This is a genomic window from Caldanaerobius fijiensis DSM 17918 (assembly GCF_900129075.1).
GTDB classification, from domain to species: Bacteria; Bacillota; Thermoanaerobacteria; order Thermoanaerobacterales; family Caldanaerobiaceae; genus Caldanaerobius; species Caldanaerobius fijiensis.
The window spans coordinates 36,539-57,514 of record NZ_FQVH01000001.1; the positions used below are offsets into that span (position 1 = coordinate 36,539).

Sequence of the window (20,976 nt, forward strand, 5' to 3'; positions counted from 1 at the left end):
TTTTAATCTTTATCCTCCAGCTTTAATACCGACATAAAAGCTTCCTGAGGTATTTCCACCTTGCCGATCTGTCTCATGCGCTTTTTCCCTTCTTTTTGTTTTTCCAGGAGTTTCTTCTTTCTGGTTACATCGCCGCCATAACACTTGGCCAGCACATCTTTTCTCATAGCCTTTATAGTTTCCCTGGCGATTATCTTGTTTCCTATAGCCGCCTGTATTGGTATCTCGAATAGCTGTCTCGGTATAGAATCTTTGAGTTTTTCTACAATCTTTCTGGCCTTCTCATAAGCCTTATCTTTATGAACGATTACAGAAAGGGCATCTACCACTTCTCCGTTTATCAGGATATCCAATTTTATGAGATCTGACTTTTGATAACCTGAAACTTGATAATCCAGCGATGCATAACCTCTTGTCCTCGACTTCAGCGTATTGAAGAAATCAAAGATGATCTCGTTCAGCGGCAGCTTATACTGTAACATTACCCTATTGATATCTATATAGTTCATATTTACATATATACCTCGTCTTTCCTGGCATAAGTCCATAACGGGCCCTACGAAGTCTGATGATACAATGATAGATGCATCAACTATCGGCTCTTCAATGTATTCGATCTCTTGCGGCTTAGGCATGTTCACAGGATTGGATATTTCCAGTACCTCGCCGTTAGTTTTAGTTACCCTGTATATAACGCTGGGAGCCGTCGTAATCAGCTTGAGATTATACTCTCGCTCCAATCGCTCCTGTACAATCTCTAAATGCAACAACCCTAAAAAACCGCATCTGAAGCCAAATCCCAAAGCTACAGATGTTTCCGGCTCAAATACAAGCGCAGCATCGTTTAGCTGAAGCTTTTCAAGGGCATCCTTTAAATCCTCGTACTGGGTGGTATCCGCAGGATAAATGCCGCTATAGACCATTGGCGTTGCTTTTTTATAGCCAGGCAAAGGCTCGCTGGCAGGATTTTTGGCATCCGTTATAGTATCGCCTACACGGCAATCCCTTACATCTTTCATGCTAGCAGCGATATAGCCTACATCTCCTGCCTGTAACTGATTTAGTGGCTTTAAACTCGGCGTAAAGGTACCTACTTCTGTGACCTCAAATTCTCGTCCTGTTGACATCATCTTTATAATAGTTCCTGGTTTCACCATGCCGTCTTTTATCCGGACAAATGCGATAACACCTTTATAGTTGTCGTAGTAAGAATCAAAAACCAGGGCTTTTAGAGGTTTATTTTCGTCGCCTTCAGGAGGCGGTATTTTTTCCACAATAGCTTTTAAAACCTCGTCAATGCCTATCCCTTCTTTTGCTGATATCAACAGGGCATCGCTGGCATCTAACCCTATTACGTCTTCTATCTCCTGCTTTACCACGTCGGGCTGAGCGCTGGGCAGATCTATTTTGTTGATAATAGGTATTATCTCTAGATCATGCTCCAGTGCCAGATATAAATTGGCAAGGGTTTGAGCTTCTATTCCCTGCGATGCATCTACTACCAATAGAGCTCCTTCACAGGCAGCCAGGCTTCTAGACACCTCATAGTTAAAATCCACATGTCCAGGAGTATCGATAAGGTTTAAGATATATTCCTGTCCATCTTCGCTGTTGTATATGAGTCTAACAGGTTGAAGCTTTATGGTAATGCCTCTTTCCCTTTCTAAATCCATAGTATCCAGGACCTGATCTTCCATCTCTCTTTGAGTGAGAGTACCAGTTTTTTCTATTAATCTATCTGCTAAGGTTGATTTCCCGTGGTCTATATGAGCAATAATACAAAAATTCCTGATATGTTCCCTATACAAATTTCATCCTCCTACGACACCATATCATTTCATTATATTAATTATATCACAACTGTATAAGTTTTGAACACCATTGCTTTGATCCGTAATTTACAACGGTATTTTTATATTGTTTCCTAGCAAATCTATATTAATATAACGATTGCTTATATCTATGGAAATTGCTCTGATTCTTCCATGGCCTTCTATTATCCAAGCGGTATTATAGTCTACAACCAAAAACCCTGCCAAAAATATTACTATAAATGCCAGTATAACTGCATACCACCGTCTTATCATGCGTTTTCTCATCATGTATCGCTGTACTCTTTTCATATGTGTTTACCTCCTTGTTTTTTCTATCTGTTTATCGAATTTATAACATCTGAAAAAGCCTTTCCTATGTATTTAATTGATGCCAGTGCTTCTTCTAATGTGTTATAATTACTCCCAACCTCTATGAGAACAGCATGATCTAAAAGTTGCTGATTATAACTTGCATAAGTCTTGGTGTCTATGCCCAAACTTAAGCCAGGCATAAGTTCATTGACCCTATTGCTCACTTGTTCTGCAAAATCATAATTTTTATGCCAATCTTCTTTATCAGAAGGATTTCGCCTGGTGCCTATAACAAACATGATTTTTGCATACCTTTGACCATTCCGTTCCAGAAGATATTTTTTCCGGAAATCAGGATTGGGAAGTTTATTTAAGTCCGGTATCTTCGTTATACCTTTTTTCATTACCTCACCATAAGCATCTCTATGTAGGTCTATAGCAAATCTTATCGACGGGTATTTTGTTAAATCATTTTTAAAAGTGATGATAGATCTTTCATACGCCCCCTCGTAGGGCACATCGTGTACCGTTGTATCGTGCAACACACCTATTCCATTTTCGTTTAAAATTTTTTTAAGCTCCTCCCCTAGTCTAACCACATTTACATTATTGTCATCACTTCTATCGCTATCAATGGGAATATATTTGTATTGAGATGTAGCTATAAATGACTCGTGAGTGTGAGTGTGGTATATTAACACCAATGGTTTTGAATTATCGAAATTTCCTACAGGATTAGATTCCACATTATTATTGTTATCTTGTAGCTTATCGCCATCAATCACCTCTTTTTTGGGCTGTAATTTTGTTTGATTTTCTTTTGCAATACTGCTACTTATTGCAATTTTTTTTGTGTTATTAAGTAAAGGTATCTGAAAAGATAAAATAAATTCAGGATCTAATCTTATAGAGGTCATTTTGCTAATAAAAGCCCAATTGATGTCATAACTGTGCTTTTTGTTTTCAGCTTGAAGTAATGGCATACCCATATCCAACAAAACCTCCGATATCTTCACCTGCTTGTCCATTTCCGCATTATTATTTGTTTCAGCTTTTGTATCGGAAAACAGTAAAGAACTCAAGATGAATAGCAATAAGATAATGGCAAAAAATGTATATAACGATCGATATTTGAGTATAAACAATAAAATGCACCCCTCTTTTTCTTTTGAGTTACTCTATTTATATTAAAAAGAAGGGCACATTATGACTTTTTATTGATACATGTTGGAATGTAGCGCTATGTTTATACCTTCTGCTACTATTCCCGCCATATCGTCTATCATTTCATCAATTTCTTTCGGTGTAACCATAAGGTTATCATACGGCGAAATAACTTCTTTTATAAGGCTATATTTTTCATCCCTATTTAAATCTTTTAGCAGCTGATAAAACTGGCTATTTTGAGGTGTAGCCTTTATAAGCGAATCTATCAAAAGATCTATAGTATCATTGGCCATAGTGGCGGCATCCACTACCGTTGGTATGCCCAGTGCTATCACAGGTATACCCAGTGTACTATAGTCAAGTGCCGTACGCCTATTGCCTATACCTGCCCCCGGGCTTACGCCTGTATCTGAAATCTGAATAGTGGACGCAACCCTCGCTGTGCTCCTGGAAGCTAAAGCATCGATAGCCACGATTAAATCCGGTTTTATCCTATCTACAACGCCTTTTATTATATCAGCCGTTTCAATCCCGGTAATGCCCAAAACACCAGGAGCTATGGCACTTACAGACAACATACCAGGTTTTACTTCTTCGGGAGCAAATTCAAATACATGTCTTGTAACAACCACTCTGGATACCACTTTAGGTCCAAGAGCATCTGGCGTCACATTCCAGTTGCCCAATCCTACAACCAACACATTGTGAATTGGGAATCTCCTCATGAGTCTATTCAACTCTATTGAAAGTATCCTGGACACATAATGATTGAATTCCGGTGTCCCCATCCTCATATCGGGTATTTCCAGCGTTATATAATTGCCCATTGGTTTACCCATTGTCATGCTGCCCTGTGGATCAAAGATATTTACACGAGTTATGGTGATGTTTTCCAATTTTTCTTGATCAACTTCTACACCTGGTACCTCTCGACCCGAATCACTTTTATAAAGTTCACGGCTTTCAATAGCGAGATCCGTCCTTCTCAGATCAACCATCTAATCACCTCAACTCCGTGGGAACAAAGGCATCTACTATTCCTATAACCAATGAAGCTATTAAAGCACCCCATATAGAAACGCTAATCGCACCAGGTACAATAAACTGTGATGCATAAATCACAACCGCCGCGACCAGAAAACCTACTATTCCCCTTCTTTGTGGAGATATTTTATCGCCAAATATGCTCTCTACAACCCATCCTAAAACCGCAATTACGACCGCTGCTATCAGTGCACCCCAAAAGCCTGCAACCCTGAATCCGGGTAAAAGATATGATATTACTAACAGCACCAATGCTGAAACAATAAATCTCACAATAGCTCCTAGCATTACTTCACCTCCCTAATGCTATAATTGACAAATATATTGTTTTTATTCATTCCTATTGCAAAAAAAGTTTTAAAATGATAAAATACACTTGTTCAAAAGGCAAGGGAGGTGAATTTTTTGGCGAATACAAAATCAGCAAAGAAAAGAATTAAAATAACCAAAGTCAGGACTTTAAGGAATAGAAGGGTAAAAAACGCGGTAAAAATAGCTATAAAAGATTTTATGAGCAAATTAAACTCTGGCGATGTAACAGCGGCTACCGAGGCGTTTAAAAATGCCGTTAGGGTTTTAGATAAAGCCGTTACAAAAGGTGTTTTGCACAAAAACAATGCCGCTAATAAAAAGTCAAAATTAGCTTCTAAGTTAAATAAGGTACTTAGCGCTAGCGCAGAAAGCACCAGCGCATAAGAAAAAGCGTACAGTGTACGCTTTTTACTTTTGCGCGCTTACAAGCCTGGCAGCTAATATCTCGATAGCTAATTCATCTTTTATTGCCCCTGTTTTTATATCCTGCTCTGCCTCAAGGCACAACCTCATGCCTCGTACAAAATAATCCATTTTGTGTTTTTTAGCTATATTCACAATCTTTTCAGCTGCGTATCTGTGAACACCTAATCTCTCGGGCACGTTCTGAACGCTTTGATTTAAGAGAAGCCGTGCTTTTATGAGCAACCTGTACTGCCACTCTAACATGGATAAAATATACAAGGGATTTACGCCTTTTACTATTAGATCATTTAAATTCTTTATAGAACCACCATTCCCTGCCTGCACGCTGTCAATAAAATCAAAGATATTGTCATCAATAAGTCTTCCATAAAAATCTTTTACATTTTGAAGGCCTATCTCCTTACCTGGATATACATAAGATACCAATACATCGATACAATTTACGCCATCCCTTAGATCTGATACCATTTGAGTAAGATAGGACGCCGCTCTTTCTTCCAATCGAATGTTTTTTTCTCTTGCGTAATCTACTAACCATCTCTCCAGTTCATAAGCCTTTAATTTGTTAAACTCATATATCACACCATATCTCTTTGCAGCTTTATAAAATCCTGTCCTTTTATCTATGTCTTTTTTAACGTAAATAAGGCACGTAAATGATGGAATATCCTGTATATAATCAGCCAGCTTTTGCTCGTCATCTACAGAATCTCTCACGATCACCAATTTATTTTGCGAAAAAAAAGGTACTGTATCGCATGCGTCTATAATATCCTGTGCCTTCATTTTTTCTCGAAAAGTGCTGACGTTGACCTGGTCATATTTTTCTTGGACTTTTTGCAAAAACAAATCTATAAGATAGTCTTCTTCACCTGCCAACAGGAAAAAGCCGTTTTTTACGTTTTCTGCCAGCTTATTTAGCTCTTTCAAAAACATGTTTCCACCACCTCACCGCCTTAAAAAAGGCCTTATATAATATCTTTCTCCATCGGTTTTTAAAACTATAGCACCATTCATATCTGTCCTAAATATCCGTGTGTTTTTAAGCCTTTCCAGAACAATCTTTGATGGATGTCCATAATTGTTCTCACCTACCGAAATTATCGAAACCAAAGGACCAACTGCTTGGACAAACTCCTGAGAACCGGCTGTTGCGCTGCCATGATGGGATACCTTCAATACATCAGCTTTCAAATCAATACTGTCAGCTACAAGGTCTTTTTCCGCATCTAATCCCATATCACCTGTCAGCAAAATCGAAGCCTTTTTATACAAAAGCCTGAAAACCAGTGAATTGTCGTTATCATTTTCAAACGGGGTAGGCTGCGGCGGATTTAACACCTCAAGTGTAACGCCGTCAATATGTATTTTGTAGCCTCTATGCAGATATTTTATCGGCACTCTTTTGTCTCTTAAAGCGTCATAAAAAGCTGAGGATAAACTATCATCACACTTTTGATACACAATAGCACTTTTTACAGGCATATCCCTTACCACTGTGAGCAATCCTCCCATATGATCTGCATCGGGATGGGTTGCAATTACGGCATCCAGCTTACCTATTCCATTCATCAAAAGATATGGTTCTACAATAGCTTTGCCTGCATCAAATCCTGTCCTGGTGTCAAGTCTACCTCCATCAATCAAAAGTGAATGTTTGTGGGGCGTAACGATTAATATGCTGTCCCCCTGTCCAACGTCAATAAATGATATTGTAAGCGGTCCTGGTATATAAAATTGCTGTATAAACAACGCCAGAGCTAATATCATGCTGGCTATGGTATACCTCGCATCAAACTCTATGATATCAGTAAACCTGAATAAAAACAAGTAGTACAAACCTATCCATATAAAACCTGGAAAAGGCACTGTAATGGCAGCGTAAGGTAGATTTGAGAGGAAATCTGTGACCCTCAATACATAGTAGATTATACCTACCAATGGCATTGTCAAAAAAGCTGATACAGCAGGTATAAAAGACGTCAGAATCAGTAAAAAGCCTAATGGTATTAAAAAGGCCGCAAAAGGAACTACCACAACATTTGCCAAAATAGATATTATAGAAATTTTATGAAAATAATATACAAGAAAAGGCAAAACCCCTAGCTGTGCAGATATGGTCATTGCCATCAGTGAACTGATATTCTCAGAAATGGGCAATGAGCGCAAGTACTTATATACTGTCGGATAAAAGAGGATTAAAGACGCCGTCGCCACAAAAGAAAGCTGAAAACTTACATCGAAAAGGCTCAGCGGATTTATTATTAAAAGGAGGATGGCTGCTGCAGATAATGAGTTTAAGGAATCAGCCTGTCTTTTAAAAAATTGACCTATCAAAAATATAATAGCCATTAATGCAGCCCTGAGCATAGATGGAGAAAAACCCACTAAAAATAAATAAATCAAAAGAACTACAATAGCTATAGTATTTTTAATATATACATCCTTTATCGGTTTTGCCATAAAAAATACTGCACTAAAAATGATACCTACATTAAAGCCCGATATGGCCAGAATATGCATTACGCCACTAGTAGAAAAAGACTCGATAACATCTTCATCTCTAAAATCATAGCCCAGGAGCATACTTGATAATAAATCAGAATAGGGGTTATCCATGCACGCATGGATCGTTCCATTTAGCTTATCTTTTATCCCCATAGCTAATCCTAAAAAGCCCATATCCCTTTTACCTATTCTTTTATAGCCATTAATATCTGTTGAACCTATGGCATATACACCATTTTTCTTTAAATACAGGCTATAATCAAAACCAAAAGGATTGGTTCTTCCACGCGGCAACTTTACTTTTACTTTTACATCCAGTATATCACCGTACTTTAAATCAGGCAGAAAGTTTGAGTTGCTGTACATGTTTATCCGTATTTTTTGCTCTGTATTTACATTATAAGGCTTTAGATCAAACGAAACTTTTTGAGGCCTATAGAGCGGCTGTGTAACTATGTATCCTCTTATATTAACATTTGTGCCTGCCAGCGAGAGATAATCCGATGGTACAGATAGCGCTCTACTGCTTACATATGCACCAAAAGCCAGAAAAAGAGCAAGCAAAATATAATAATAGCGATAAAGAGCATAGAAAAAAAATAATGCAAAAACACTCCACAAAAAAATAACAGGATGGGATAGATATCTTCCTATCACAATACCGGCGCATAAAAGCAAGCTGGGGATAACAAGAGGCCTGTCAAAAAGTACTTTAGACTTCAAGCCTCAAGAAATCCCCTGCAATGAAAGAATCCTTAAATACTTCCCTGGCCTCTTCCAGATATCTCTTCGGATCTTGAAAAGGGTAAAAGTGGGTAAGGTACAACGATTTTACCCGTGCATCCCTGGCTATACAGCCTGCCTCATAAGCCGTTAGGTGTACAGAATCTTCCTTCTTTTGGTTTCTTAGCAGCCCTGACTCACATATGAGGATATCAGAACCCATGGCAAACTCCTTCAGCTCTTCAAAATAAGACGTATCGGAGGTATATGTGCATTTCTTACCACTGCATTTAAAGGATATGGCATAGGTCTCTACAGGATGTATGGTCCTCATCGTCTTAAACTCTATATTGCCAAATCGCGTCAGAGCATTGATGGGTCTCAAGTCAAATACGCCTTTTACATTTTGCGACTGTATTATCCCATCTGGCGATTCAGGAATATAAACAGGAACGTTTGTTATACCGCTAAGCTCTAAGGCGTACCTCAAAATAAACATATCACCTATGTGGTCATTATGCAGGTGCGACAAGATGATTGCATTTATATCCTCTAATTTCCTAAGCGACAGGTACCTTTCAAGAACTCCGTTACCGAGATCTATAAGCAGGCAAGTATCCCCTTCTTCTATAAGGTATCCTGAACACGCCTTACCCGGACCTGCAAATGGCCCATTGTTGCCCAATATCGTTATATGCAAAATGTTTCTACCCCCTTGTTAACTGTATAATTTCCCCTTATACTGTTTGTAATATGCCATAATTAATGCGTCCAATTTTTGACTTAACTGCAACAACCTTCTTGAATATTCTTTGTCTTTAGGACCGGATATAAACTTATCCAGTTCCTCTCTTAAATTGGCAATCTCTTTTTTAAGCTGTAGTTCATCCATCGATCTAACTCCTTTATAGCTCCTTATTTTTTAATAATATTTAATAATATTTTACAATAACTGTATTATTAATACATTAAATACTAACACTATCACTTGACCACTTATAAATAATACCAGCCTTTCACATTTTTTTTCAATAAATAATTTTGTCATATAATGTCGCTTCCGATATTTTTTTATAAATGTAGATTATATCATTTGCAATGCTCTCTCTTATAGGGTCATTTGTCTCAAACGCGATATTTTCATTTTCAATATCTTTTCTATAGGTTCCATATAAATATGGATCACTTTCTATATTACTTTTAATATCATCTAATACTGAATATATTTGCTTTAATATAACTTCATCTTCTGCGTTGACCATAATTGCTACCCCCTCTTTCGTTTTCGTAATAAATACATTCTACACAAAACAATATTTTCCTTCTTTTTCTATTTAAATAATTCCACCATTCTCTTTTATAATCCTCTTTACTGATGAATCATCCTCATCATCAAAGGTTACCACCAGTTTTATATTGGAATCGCTTAACTCTCCGTATATACCTGATGATAAATCATCCATAGGATCTGAGTCAGTTATAGTTCCAACATCGTATCTGTTGCTCAATGAAGATTTTAATACTAACTGAGATATACTTCCCCACAAATCGGATTCGAAATCCATTATGTCTATATTAACCATATCGTAACCTGCTTTTTTGAGTAGACCCATGGCTCTTTGAGCATTAAACACCGAATTAAAATAAGCCACCACTGTTTTCACTCTATCCCCTCCTTCAGGAAAACGTTTAACAAGATTTTATTCCTACGCCTTTTTTATTATTATATCACATATTTTTAAAAAAATGAATTTATTTTTTTGAAAATTTAAAAAAGAGCACGTTTTCGTGCTCTTTTTTTGCACTCTCTTTATTCGTATACTTTTGTACCTTTTTTGTCCACTATCTCTGCAAATTCTTGAAGAATCTTTTTTGTTATTGGGCCGGGCTTGCCGTCGCCAATCACCCTTCCATCTATCTCTACAACAGGTATAGCTTCTGCTGCTGTACCTGTCAAGAAGCATTCATCAGCATTATACAGGTTGTAAAGGGTAAACTCCCTTTCTTCCACCTTTATCCCTATCTGTTCTGCAATTTCTATAACGGTTTTTCGCGTTATGCCACCCAGAGCTGCTATAGTAACAGGCGGCGTTATCAGAACCCCATCTTTTACTATAAATATATTGTCGCCCGTGCATTCCGCTACATAGCCTCTATCGTTCAAAAATATAGCTTCGGCATAACCGCACCTATTGGCCTCCAGTTTAGCCAAAATGTTATTGAGATAATTCAATGACTTTATCTGAGGATCTAGTGCTGCAGGAGAATTCCTCCTCATATATGTAGTCATAGCCTTCATGCCCTTTTCATACAATTCTTTCGGATAAAGCTGTATGGAGTCAGCTATTATAACAATTGTTGGCCTGGGACATTTGCGCGGGTCCAGCCCCAAATCGCCTTCGCCCCTTGAAACTACAAGCCTTATGTACGCATCATAAAGATTATTACGCCTTACGGTCTCTACAACAGCTGCTTTCATTTCCTCTTTACTTAAGGGAATGTCCAGCATTATGGCCTTTGCACCATAGTATAATCTATCTATATGTTCATCGAGCCTGAAGATAACACCGTTATAGGCTCTAATACCCTCGAATACTCCATCTCCATAGAGATAACCGTGATCAAATACCGATACCTTAGCGTCTTGCTTATCAACAAACTCCCCATTTAAATATATCTTCAATTGACGCACCTCCAAAAATATAAAAAAATTATTAATTAAATTTTATCATAACAGATATATTTTTGAGTGTCAATAGTGACTCCTCCCACGACTGAAGTCGAGGGCTTCGTCTCCCCTCGACCTCATTGGTGGTCATCCCCGGGAATTATGTAGTCTTTCGGCTTACGCCCGGTTGCGGTTTAGGCTGCCCCTTCAGGTACAGGACTAACATGATGCCTTCCGTGTTGTATCCCGGTAGATTCAGGATTCCTAATTCCCTCCGGGTATGAGAATTGGGTACTGCCTAATCTACAGGTGCGGTACCGTAGGTGCCACGCCCCAATTCTCCAGTCCACAGCAGGTCACATGCTGCATAACACACAATACACCAACCCTATTCATGCAACCGTGTCTTGTATATGTGCTACCCTGCATTGCTGTAGGGTTTTGTTGATAAATCTTTCTATCTCCTTTTTAATTTCTTTTCTTTCTTCTTTGATTTTTCTACCTTTCAACGACGGAAATGTTCCCCAAAACTTTCTGTGTAAGTTCATACTGCCGTTAAAATCTGCATTGAGTATGCTTCCATCAGAAAACATGATCAACGATTTGCCTTTTATATCCGCTGGTGAGAACCTCTCACCCGCTAACTCATTTCTGTAGCATATCTGGCTTGTCATGAACGGATTGACTTCTACTGTAAGTATTCCTTCTGCATATGCCTTATACTTTGTATATTCGATTATTTTCCCGTACATCCAGTAGTTAAGCTTCAGATTGAGTTTCTTCGCTCTCGATTGTTTTTTCTCTGCTTTGAAACCACTTAATTTTTCAAAGATAATTACTGAGCAGTTATAAGCTGTCGCAAGGTTGACTATCTTTCTTGACACTTTATGTGCAGTATCGTTGTTCATGTTGTGTATCGATTTCCACAGCTTTTTGTCTGAATGTACCCCTTTCGTTGGTTTACCCGATAATCTCTGATGCTGTGTTATCTTAATTAAACGTTTATATCTTATTTCATCTATGTTGTTTGTATCGATGAATTCCGCATGTATTAGCTTATTGCCTTCCATAATCGTTATAACCGCCGTATGATGTAAGCCAAGATCTACAGCCAGCGTCCTTTTGATATTTCCTTTTTTTTATTTGATCCTCTATTTTGTCTACTTTAATCTCTTTCTTAAATGGAAAACAGATATACCATTCTTTCTTTCGCTCATTCCAGCTCAACGACGGTGATAAACACTCCAAGTATGGATTAGCTGGGTAATTTTTCATTATCTCTTTTATCTGCTTACTGTCCAACCCCAGCAGTTTTAGCTGTTTTCTGTATCGAGTACGCTTTTTGTTATATTCCTTTGCTTTTTCGTTTTCTGCGTATAGGTCGAGAAACTGTTTTGTAAACTTAACAGGATAATTAACAAATGTCCACTTTTCTCCGTTATATATTCTTAACTTGATAAACTGATTTTTAATATCTTTAAATTCCATCGAATAGTCTTCTTTATAGAACGTTGGCATTGAGGACGCTTTGGGAATTGCTGGCTTACTTTCAGTTTTAGGTGATTTTTCCCACGCTTTTAAATTGGAAAGATAACTTCTTACCATACCAATTGCAGTGTTTATTATTGCTCGTTTTGTTACCGATGGGAAATCAGGAAATTCTTTGTAAAAATCTACTACGGTATCTTGTCTTTCCTTTGTCCTTATACATAATGACTCTACTGCGCGTAGAGGATACTTATCTTCTAACACTTGACTATTGTTCATAATGAGGTTAATGAAAAAGTCCAAAGCTTCATCGCATTTTTTCTTCGTCTCAGAAAGATAATCCACTTTACCCTTGTTTGGTTTAAACAGCTTAAGCTTAACCGTTTTTATTGTTTCTCCCATAATCTCATCTCTCTTTTTGAGAATTAATGTAATTTAATTTCGGGATATTCTTGAAATAATCGTCTTGCACTTACTCCTTTTAAGGCTTTTATGATATTTGAAATGTAATGTTGGGAAGAACATTCTATTAGTAAGTGTATGATCTTTGTTAGTTTCCATTGTATAGAATATACATACCCTCTACCATGATACACATTTGCCATATTTTTCACCCTATCCCATTATAACATATGTGTAGTGATTTTGCTGATTATTCTTATATATATCTATAATAGAATGTATATGTTACATATGTAAAACAATAGCCCCTTACTCATGAATAAATTCACGAGTGTGCAGGGCTTGTCTCATCAATAATTTTCACTATAACAAGGTAAAATAATTAAAAAAGAATGTAAGAGGTGTTAAGAATGGATGCAATAGCATCACACAAAATTGCAATAGTTGGAACCGGATTTGTAGGTTCAACCACAGCTTTTGCATTATCTATAAGCGGTATAGCTCCTGAAATCGCCCTTATCGACATAAACGCTAAAAAGGCAGAGGGTGAAGCCATGGACCTGAATCACGGAATGGCTTTTATCCCACCAGCAAATATATACAATGGCGACTATTCCGCTTGTAGTGAGGCAGGAATGATTATTATAGCAGCAGGGGCAAACCAAAAACCAGGTGAAACACGGTTAGACCTGGTTAAAAAAAATACAGCCATTTTTAAAGACATGATACCAAAATTGCTTAAATACAATGACAAAGCCATTTACCTGATAGTTACAAACCCTGTAGACATACTGACATACGTGACATTAAAAGTATCTGGCCTCCCGGAAAATCAAGTCATTGGCTCCGGTACTGTGCTGGACAGTTCTCGATTCAAATTCCTCCTAGGAAGGCTTTGCGGCATTGACCCCAGAAATGTCCATGCATACATAATCGGAGAACACGGGGATACTGAAGTAGCCGCCTGGAGCCTGACAAACGTAGCAGGGTCTCCTTTTACAGAATATTGCAATTTCTGTCAAAAAGGTTGCCATGATTCAGAAAAAAAAGCCATTGTGGATGAAGTAAAAAACGCCGCATACAAGATCATCGAACGAAAGAGCGCCACATATTATGCAGTTGCCCTTGCTGTCAGAAGAATTGTTGAATGCGTATTTAGAGATGAAAACTCCATACTCACCGTGTCGACTCTTTTAAAAGGCCAGTATGGTGTAAGAGATATATGCCTAAGCCTTCCAACAATTGTAGGTAATACAGGGGTTAAAAGGATACTGGAAATGCCTTTAAGTGAAGATGAAATAAATTCTTTTATAAATTCGGCTAATACTCTAAAAGAAGTGATATCAACCTTAAATCTATAAAAATCTATAGTCATTCATTATAGGTTTTTAGTAACTGACACAATGCATCAAAGGCGATGTCTTCATCCTCGCCTTCTACTGTTATTTTCATCTTTCCGCCATCGGGAACTCTTAAGGCTAACATGCTCAGTATGCTTCTCCCGTTAGCCTTTCTATCCATATATTGAAGTTCTACGTGGGATTTATACTCTTTTGCGAGGGCTATAAATTCAGCAATAGGCCGTGCGTGAAATCCATTAGGTATATTTATTATAATTTCTGCGCTTTTCATTTCTGGTATCACTCCAATGTTATTTCACTTATATACTTTTTTACATCAGGAATACTTACCGGACTCATGCTAAATACCCTTATGCCTTGCTTTAAAAGCGCGAAGATACCATCTTTAAATGCAGCCAATTCTCCACAAATACTCAATTTTTTGCCGCTTTTTTGGACAACATCCTGGACCATGCCGATCAATTTAAGAACAGATGGATGAAGCGGAATATAATAGTCAGCCACATTCTCATTAGAGCGATCTACTGCCAACGTATATTGAGTGAGATCGTTGGTGCCAATACTGAAAAAATCTACGAAATCTATAAACCTATCTATAGTTAACGCTGCTGAAGGCACCTCTATCATTATACCTATTTTTACATTCCTATCAAAATCTTTTCTCTCATCAATCAATTCCTTTTTTACGTCGTTGACGATATCTAAACATGCAATCACTTCTCTTACATCCGAAACCATGGGAAACATCATGCCAACCGGTCCATATGCACTGGCTCTCAGTATTGCCTTAAGCTGTGCTTTGAATACAGGAATATTTGCCAAACTAAATCGCAAACCTCTCATTCCTAGATACGGATTGTTCTCTCTCTTTAAATCTATATATGGAAAATCCTTGTCGCCTCCAATATCAAAAGTCCTTATAGTTACAGGTTTGCCTTTCATTGTCTGAACTACATACCTGTATGCTTCAAATTGTTCATCTTCCGAAGGAAAATCAAATCTATTTATATACAAAAACTCACTCCTTAAAAGGCCTATCCCTTCAGCACCATACTCTAGTGCTTTTGCAACTTCTTCTGGAGTGCCTACATTAGCATCGATTGTCACCTGCACACCATCTTTTGTTACTGCTTTTACATCTTTGAGAACTAATATCTCTTGTTTTTTATTTTCGTATGCTTGTTTTTTCCTCAGGTACTCTGCCTTCGTAGCTTCATCCGGCTCCAATATTACAATAGAATTTTCAGAATCGATAATAACTTCGTCATCTTCATGTACCTTTAATGAAAAATCTTTCAAACCAACGATCGCTGGTATGCCAAGCGCCCTTGCCAGTATAGCTGTATGTGATGTCAAACCACCTGTATCCGTTATTATTCCGAGTATTTTTGATTTGTCCAGCTGCGCTGTGTCCGACGGCGTAAGGTCATTTGCTACCAATATGACATTCTTATCCAAAGAACCTAACTCATTTTTTATTCCCAGTATATTACTTATTATCCTGTAACCTATATCCCTTATATCTATACAACGCTCTTTGAAATACTCATCACCGCTCTTTAAAAGCGTTTCTTCATACTCTTTTAAAACCTTCTTTACCGCCTCAACAGCAGACATACCTGTACTTATAAGCTGTGTTACTTCACCAATAAACACCTCATCCTCTAAAAAGTGCATCTGGATATCTATTATCCTGGAATCTTCTTCTCCCAAATGCTTAGAAATCTTGCTATTAAGTTTTTTTATCTGCTTTTTTGAAATCTTCAATGCCGTCTCAAATCTTTTAAGCTCAGCCCTAGGATTCAAAGGCTTATACGAATATTTATCTATGTCTTTATGGGAATAAACATAAACACAACCCAAGGCAATTCCCGGAGATGCACTAATGCCCCTGTATACCTTCACTGCCATTACCCCCACTTATAAAATTATTTGATCCACAGGTTCTTCGCAGCTTATGCAATAATTCTTCAAAATAATCCGGCAATGGAGCTTCTATTTCCATATACTCATTTTTAGCAGGATGCACAAAACCCAAAAGTCTCGCATGTAATACCTGGCCTTTTAAGTTAAAGGGCTGTTTTTTAGGACCATAAGTGGTATCACCTAATATGGGATGCTTTATATACGCGAAATGTACCCTCACCTGATGAGTTCTTCCTGTCTCGATCCTCGCTTCTACATATGTGTACTCGCCGAATCTCTCTAATACACGATAGTGTGTTACAGCACTTCTCCCATCCTCTACTACGGCCATCTTTTTTCTCTCGACAGGATGTCTTCCAATCGGGGCGTTGATAGTGTTATTTTCTTCCTTTATGTTCCCAAAGACAATGGCATTGTATATCTTCTTTATCTCTCTATTTTTTATCTGCTGTGCCAATTTTAAATGAGCGCTATTGGTCTTAGCTGCCAATATAACACCAGATGTATCCTTATCAAGCCTGTGCACAATCCCCGGCCTTATAATCCCGTTTATACCTGACAGATTATCTCCGCAGTGGTAAAGCAATGCATTAACAAGCGTGCCATGGTAATTCCCCGGCGCTGGATGTACCACCATGCCTTGCGGCTTGTTTATAACAATAATATCACTATCTTCATACAAAATATCCAGCGGTATAGCCTCAGGTTCTATTTTTAATTCTTGGGGCTCTGGTATACAGACTGAAATATCATCACCTTTTTTAACCTTATAACTCGGCTTAACTACATGTCCATTTACCTTCACATAACCCTCATCTATCAATTTTTTTACATATGAACGCGATACCCCATCAATTTTTGTACTCAAAAAAGCATCAAGTCTTATATTTTCAGCCTCAGCCTGCAAATTATATACATCAAATGTATCCTGGCTCATTGATTTTCCTTCCTTAATAACATTATACCACCTAGTAATATTGCACCTATTACTATAAATGAATCAGCTACATTAAAAATATAAGACCATATCTTAAAGTCCAAAAAATCTACTACATATCCCAGCCTTATGCGGTCTATAAAATTGCCTATAGCCCCACCCAATATCATAGCTAAAATAAGTTTAATATGCTTATTTTTCTCCGGCATAGAAATCATCATATAAATCAACGCAAATCCCACCATAATAGTAATTACGATAAAAAACCATAATTGATTCTGCAATATTCCAAAAGCCGCACCGCGATTTTCTACATATGTAAGGTGAAAAAAATTATCAATAACGGGAATAGTCTTAACTGGCCTTAAATAGATTCTTGCAAAATATTTTGATACCTGGTCAATCACTATAATCAAAATAACTATGAACAATTCTAACATAATTAATCTCAACTCCTACCACATTTAGCATAATCTTAACATAAAACCTTCACATCTTCAATACATCTTAGTGAAATGAAAAGAGATATTATTTCCATTACTGATAGCAATAATTGTTCCATTCACATCTGTTCGATAAACTGTCACATGATGTGCTCTAAGCTTATTTAATGTAACTCTAGCGGGATGTCCATAGTCATTATTTTTCCCAACGGATATAACAGCATATCGAGGATTTACAGCATTTAAAAAATCCATGGAAGTAGAATATGCGCTTCCATGATGCCCAACTTTCATGACATCCGCGCTAAGGTCATACCCTGCTTTCAGCATCTCTCTTTCTGATACAGTTCCAGAGTCACCTGTAAATAAAAAAGCAGTATTGCCATATCTCAATTTTATTACAACACTATAATTGTTGAGATCTTCATAATAGGCACTATTCGGTGCCAGCATGGTTGCATCTATGCCTTTTCCCATGTTTAAAACTATTCCAGCTCTAGCGGTTTTGACCCTTAATCCCTTACGCTTTATTGAATTTAATAATTTTTCAAACGAATATGTATTGTTGCTTACTTTAGGCATGTAAATTTCACCTATGGAAAACGACGATATAACTTCAGGCAGTCCACCTATATGATCACTATGAGGGTGCGTGGCTATAAGAATATCTATATTATTCACCCCCCTGCTTTTAAGATACGATACAACTTTCTCCCCGGCTTCGGGTACTCCTGCATCTATAAGCATATTTTTACCTGATGGTGCCTGTACCAATATACTATCACCCTGCCCTACATCAATAAAACTCACTATCAGGTCATTTTTATTCTGAACACCTGTATCTTGTTCCAAAGTGAAATGGGTATCTTGCACATCTCTGTTATGGCCTATATCTGAAGACATACATCCAGACAAACTCAATATTATCAATATGGATAATAAAAAGACTAACCATTTTTTGATGTTCATAAATATCCGCTCCTCATATTTATACATTTTATTACATTTTCTCCCTAATTCTAAAGCAGAGGTACTTTAATAATTATAACATAATTTCATGTGTATTTTGTAATATAGAGCGAGCAGCAAGGTATCCTGTAGAAAATGCCGCTTGTAAATTATAGCCGCCTGTATCTCCATCTATATCCAGTATCTCTCCTGCAAAGTATAATCCCTTTACAAGGCGAGACTCCATGCTGGTTGGCTTTACTTCCCTTAAAGAAATCCCACCTTTAGTGATCATTGCCACATTAAAATCTCCTGGTTTTTCTACTTCTATAGGAAATTCAGTCAGCATCTCAACAAGCCTTTTTCTGTATTCTTTCTTAAGGTTTGCGCATGTCATTTCATCAGGGATACCAGCCAACTGTAAAATCTTATCCGCTAATCTTCTCGGTATTGGATATTTCCTTAAAATACTTTTTACAGTTAACCCACCGTTTTTAGCCACAGTCTCAACAAAATCAGCTCTGAATCTTTCGGGATTGGTATTCATAAAATTAATTTTTATAACATCGCCAGCATCCACATATTTGGAATTGTTAAGCACGCCCGGCCCAGATATTCCTCTATGAGTTATAAGGACGTCTCCTGAAAACTCTCTTACTTTTTTGCCATCCCTCCACAATGAAAGACACAAATCCTCAAAAGAAATGCCAGCCAAATCCTTCAAGACAAAATCCTTAACATACAAAGGAGTCAATGCTGGCCTTACTTGGTTTATGGTATGTCCAAAATATTTTGCAAAAGCATAGCCATCTCCCGTGGAACCCGTTTTTGGATACGACATGCCGCCGGTAGCTATTATAAGATTTTTGCCTAGATATTTTTTAATATCAGTAAAAATATAAAAGCCATCATCACTCTTTTCAACGTGTTTTACTGGTGTACCGCACTCTATCTCTACACCATTTTTATCACACTCTCTTAAAAGTACATTTAATACATCTTCTGCTTTTTTTGATGCCGGAAAGACTTTTCCATCTTCTTCAGTTATAAGTTTAAGTTTCCTTTTATTAAAAAAATGCATAAGATCCGTGTTAGAAAAGCTGAATAGTGCAGTTTTTAAGAATTTTGCACCATCTCCATAGTGCTTCAATAACTCAGATACATCTCCTGTATGGGTTAAATTGCATTGTCCTCCTCCTGTCAATAAAAGCTTTTTACCCGGCTTTTGATTTTTCTCCAGAATGAGAACACTTCTACTTCCTCCAGATAAGTTTATTGCAGCAAAGAGACCCGCTGGTCCTCCTCCTATAACTATTGCGTCGTATTTTTTCATAAAATATCTCTCTCACTCCTATATAAGAATTCATAAATACCTCATTATTATAATACATTCCTATAGATGAAACAATTTGATTACAATAAATACTTCTTTTTGCAGGATTTAGGATATGATCTTTTGAATCCTCAGATTTCGGTCAGGAGAAGGTGAAATTTTATCATAAATATGTTATAATATGTTATAATAAGTAATTATAATATGTTATAATAAGTAATGTTAGCAAAGCAAAAAATGAAGTCTTAAAATAAGCATCGCGCCTGTAGCTCAGTGGATAGAGCGTTTGGCTCCGGACCAAAAGGCCGCGGGTTCAATTCCTGCCAGGCGCATTAAAACCAATATCGAAGCAGATTATAGTAGTTATTCACAGCTACAAAAAACAAGTTGTCAAAAACATGTAATCACTTACCTTTCTATAGGTAAGTGATTTTTTTTTAGTAAACAATTTAATGCCTTTAATCAAACTCCGACTACTATTCCAGACATTAGCGATGTATTAGCTGCAAACCATGTGTGGAATAAATACCAACCCTGACAACTTTAGTGACACGCCTCACTCCACCTAAACGCTGTTGTATATGGAAATTACAACTACTACCTTTTGTTTAATATTCCATAATGGCCCGATTGAAACGAAATATCCACGTGCGGTGGATTGCTTCGTCGTCAAAATTCAATTCCATAATGGTCCGATTGAAACGAGCACGGCGTAGCTGTGTTCCAAAAGCAGTATCCGTGATTTCAATTCCACAATGGTCCGATTGAAACCGCACATTTTACCTTCTTATCCTTCGCCGGAGGCAATTTCAATTCCATAATGGTCCGATTGAAACGCAAAAACAATAGATGAATTCTTAGCGGTTTTTGTAAAATTTCAATTCCATAATGGTCCGATTGAAACAAATGTATGAATTCATCGGAAGGCTTTTCGGCAGATAATTTCAATTCCATAATGGTCCGATTGAAACACCAAAGGAGTACAAAAAGTTTAGAAATAAATTCCATTTCAATTCCATAATGGTCCGATTGAAACGAGGCTGAACCTAAGGCCTGCACCTGCAGCCTGATTTCAATTCCATAATGGTCCGATTGAAACTGCTATATTCAAGTGTATCAATATCGATACATGTTTTCATTTCAATTCCATAATGGTCCGATTGA

General features: G+C 37.3%; 22 protein-coding genes, 1 tRNA gene, 1 pseudogene and 1 CRISPR repeat array. Of the genes and pseudogenes, 3 read left to right on the forward strand and 21 right to left on the reverse strand.

The window, feature by feature from the left end; all coding sequences use genetic code 11:
• Window positions 1-2: 2 nt before the first annotated feature.
• The 5 genes from lepA to BUB87_RS00200 form a co-directional block, all read right to left on the reverse strand.
• Window positions 3-1,808 (reverse strand): translation elongation factor 4, encoded by a 1,806-nt coding sequence (gene lepA / locus BUB87_RS00180; protein WP_073341076.1) that lies wholly within the window; start codon window positions 1,806-1,808, stop codon window positions 3-5.
• A 90-nt stretch (window positions 1,809-1,898) separates the two neighbouring features.
• On the reverse strand, window positions 1,899-2,123 hold the full coding sequence (locus BUB87_RS00185) for a hypothetical protein (RefSeq protein WP_073341077.1): 225 nt from the start codon (window positions 2,121-2,123) through the stop codon (window positions 1,899-1,901).
• Between the two features lie 23 nt (window positions 2,124-2,146).
• A complete protein-coding gene (spoIIP, locus tag BUB87_RS00190; RefSeq protein ID WP_084110713.1) occupies window positions 2,147-3,271 on the reverse strand; it encodes a stage II sporulation protein P in 1,125 nt (374 codons plus the stop codon).
• 69 nt (window positions 3,272-3,340) lie between these two features.
• A complete protein-coding gene (gpr, locus tag BUB87_RS00195; protein ID WP_073341079.1) occupies window positions 3,341-4,291 on the reverse strand; it encodes a GPR endopeptidase in 951 nt (316 codons plus the stop codon).
• Between the two features lie 4 nt (window positions 4,292-4,295).
• The gene (locus BUB87_RS00200; RefSeq protein ID WP_073341080.1) at window positions 4,296-4,625 is read right to left on the reverse strand and encodes a phage holin family protein; all 330 of its coding nucleotides are present in this window, start codon (window positions 4,623-4,625) and stop codon (window positions 4,296-4,298) included.
• Between the two features lie 117 nt (window positions 4,626-4,742).
• On the opposite strand from BUB87_RS00200, the gene rpsT reads away from it, so the two are divergent.
• Window positions 4,743-5,033, forward strand: coding sequence for a 30S ribosomal protein S20 (gene rpsT / locus BUB87_RS00205; RefSeq protein ID WP_073341081.1), 291 nt, complete (start codon window positions 4,743-4,745; stop codon window positions 5,031-5,033).
• Between the two features lie 24 nt (window positions 5,034-5,057).
• Here the strand turns inward: rpsT and holA are convergent, their stop codons facing one another.
• From holA to BUB87_RS00255, 10 genes and pseudogenes are all read right to left on the reverse strand, one after another.
• Window positions 5,058-6,011: a DNA polymerase III subunit delta gene (holA, locus tag BUB87_RS00210; RefSeq protein ID WP_073341082.1), complete on the reverse strand. Its 954-nt coding sequence runs from the start codon at window positions 6,009-6,011 to the stop codon at window positions 5,058-5,060.
• A 12-nt stretch (window positions 6,012-6,023) separates the two neighbouring features.
• Window positions 6,024-8,306, reverse strand: coding sequence for a DNA internalization-related competence protein ComEC/Rec2 (locus BUB87_RS00215; RefSeq protein ID WP_073341083.1), 2,283 nt, complete (start codon window positions 8,304-8,306; stop codon window positions 6,024-6,026).
• The gene (locus BUB87_RS00220) at window positions 8,296-9,006 is read right to left on the reverse strand and encodes an MBL fold metallo-hydrolase (protein WP_073341084.1); all 711 of its coding nucleotides are present in this window, start codon (window positions 9,004-9,006) and stop codon (window positions 8,296-8,298) included. Before BUB87_RS00220 ends, BUB87_RS00215 begins: the two co-directional genes overlap by 11 nt.
• 18 nt (window positions 9,007-9,024) lie before the next feature.
• The gene (locus tag BUB87_RS00225) at window positions 9,025-9,198 is read right to left on the reverse strand and encodes a Spo0E family sporulation regulatory protein-aspartic acid phosphatase (protein ID WP_084110717.1); all 174 of its coding nucleotides are present in this window, start codon (window positions 9,196-9,198) and stop codon (window positions 9,025-9,027) included.
• A gap of 136 nt (window positions 9,199-9,334) precedes the next feature.
• Window positions 9,335-9,568 (reverse strand): hypothetical protein, encoded by a 234-nt coding sequence (locus BUB87_RS00230; protein ID WP_073341085.1) that lies wholly within the window; start codon window positions 9,566-9,568, stop codon window positions 9,335-9,337.
• Between the two features lie 72 nt (window positions 9,569-9,640).
• A complete protein-coding gene (locus BUB87_RS00235) occupies window positions 9,641-9,970 on the reverse strand; it encodes a hypothetical protein (protein WP_073341086.1) in 330 nt (109 codons plus the stop codon).
• Window positions 9,971-10,116: 146 nt separating this feature from the next.
• Window positions 10,117-10,989 carry a branched-chain-amino-acid transaminase gene (gene ilvE / locus BUB87_RS00240; RefSeq protein WP_327021773.1) on the reverse strand — a complete coding sequence of 291 codons (873 nt, stop codon included), beginning with the start codon at window positions 10,987-10,989 and terminating at the stop codon, window positions 10,117-10,119.
• Between the two features lie 377 nt (window positions 10,990-11,366).
• Window positions 11,367-12,044, reverse strand: coding sequence for an IS200/IS605 family accessory protein TnpB-related protein (locus BUB87_RS00245; protein WP_073341087.1), 678 nt, complete (start codon window positions 12,042-12,044; stop codon window positions 11,367-11,369).
• Complete coding sequence (locus BUB87_RS00250) at window positions 12,031-12,864, reverse strand: hypothetical protein (RefSeq protein WP_073341088.1); 834 nt, start codon at window positions 12,862-12,864, stop codon at window positions 12,031-12,033. The genes BUB87_RS00245 and BUB87_RS00250 overlap by 14 nt, the downstream gene beginning before the upstream one ends.
• Before the next feature lie 32 nt (window positions 12,865-12,896).
• Window positions 12,897-13,023, reverse strand: a pseudogene (locus BUB87_RS00255) (transposase); the annotation flags it as partial.
• Window positions 13,024-13,274: 251 nt separating this feature from the next.
• On the opposite strand from BUB87_RS00255, the gene BUB87_RS00260 reads away from it, so the two are divergent.
• Window positions 13,275-14,225 (forward strand): L-lactate dehydrogenase, encoded by a 951-nt coding sequence (locus tag BUB87_RS00260; RefSeq protein WP_073341090.1) that lies wholly within the window; start codon window positions 13,275-13,277, stop codon window positions 14,223-14,225.
• Between the two features lie 10 nt (window positions 14,226-14,235).
• Here the strand turns inward: BUB87_RS00260 and BUB87_RS00265 are convergent, their stop codons facing one another.
• The 6 genes from BUB87_RS00265 to BUB87_RS00290 form a co-directional block, all read right to left on the reverse strand.
• The gene (locus tag BUB87_RS00265) at window positions 14,236-14,496 is read right to left on the reverse strand and encodes an HPr family phosphocarrier protein (protein ID WP_073341091.1); all 261 of its coding nucleotides are present in this window, start codon (window positions 14,494-14,496) and stop codon (window positions 14,236-14,238) included.
• 8 nt (window positions 14,497-14,504) lie between these two features.
• Window positions 14,505-16,130 (reverse strand): phosphoenolpyruvate--protein phosphotransferase, encoded by a 1,626-nt coding sequence (gene ptsP, locus BUB87_RS00270; protein ID WP_159432339.1) that lies wholly within the window; start codon window positions 16,128-16,130, stop codon window positions 14,505-14,507.
• A complete protein-coding gene (locus BUB87_RS00275; RefSeq protein ID WP_073341093.1) occupies window positions 16,108-17,088 on the reverse strand; it encodes an RluA family pseudouridine synthase in 981 nt (326 codons plus the stop codon). Before BUB87_RS00275 ends, ptsP begins: the two co-directional genes overlap by 23 nt.
• Window positions 17,085-17,528 carry a signal peptidase II gene (gene lspA, locus BUB87_RS00280; RefSeq protein WP_073341094.1) on the reverse strand — a complete coding sequence of 148 codons (444 nt, stop codon included), beginning with the start codon at window positions 17,526-17,528 and terminating at the stop codon, window positions 17,085-17,087. The genes BUB87_RS00275 and lspA overlap by 4 nt, the downstream gene beginning before the upstream one ends.
• Window positions 17,529-17,585: 57 nt before the next feature.
• Window positions 17,586-18,500, reverse strand: a complete 915-nt coding sequence (locus BUB87_RS00285; protein WP_073341278.1) for a ComEC/Rec2 family competence protein — start codon at window positions 18,498-18,500, stop codon at window positions 17,586-17,588.
• A 73-nt stretch (window positions 18,501-18,573) separates the two neighbouring features.
• On the reverse strand, window positions 18,574-19,812 hold the full coding sequence (locus BUB87_RS00290; RefSeq protein WP_073341095.1) for a BaiN/RdsA family NAD(P)/FAD-dependent oxidoreductase: 1,239 nt from the start codon (window positions 19,810-19,812) through the stop codon (window positions 18,574-18,576).
• Window positions 19,813-20,071: 259 nt separating this feature from the next.
• Between BUB87_RS00290 and BUB87_RS00295 the strand changes: the two genes are divergently transcribed.
• Window positions 20,072-20,144 (forward strand) — tRNA-Arg (locus tag BUB87_RS00295).
• A gap of 275 nt (window positions 20,145-20,419) precedes the next feature.
• Window positions 20,420-20,911: a CRISPR direct-repeat array (repeat unit 30 nt; unit sequence ATTTCAATTCCATAATGGTCCGATTGAAAC).
• Window positions 20,912-20,976: the final 65 nt, after the last annotated feature.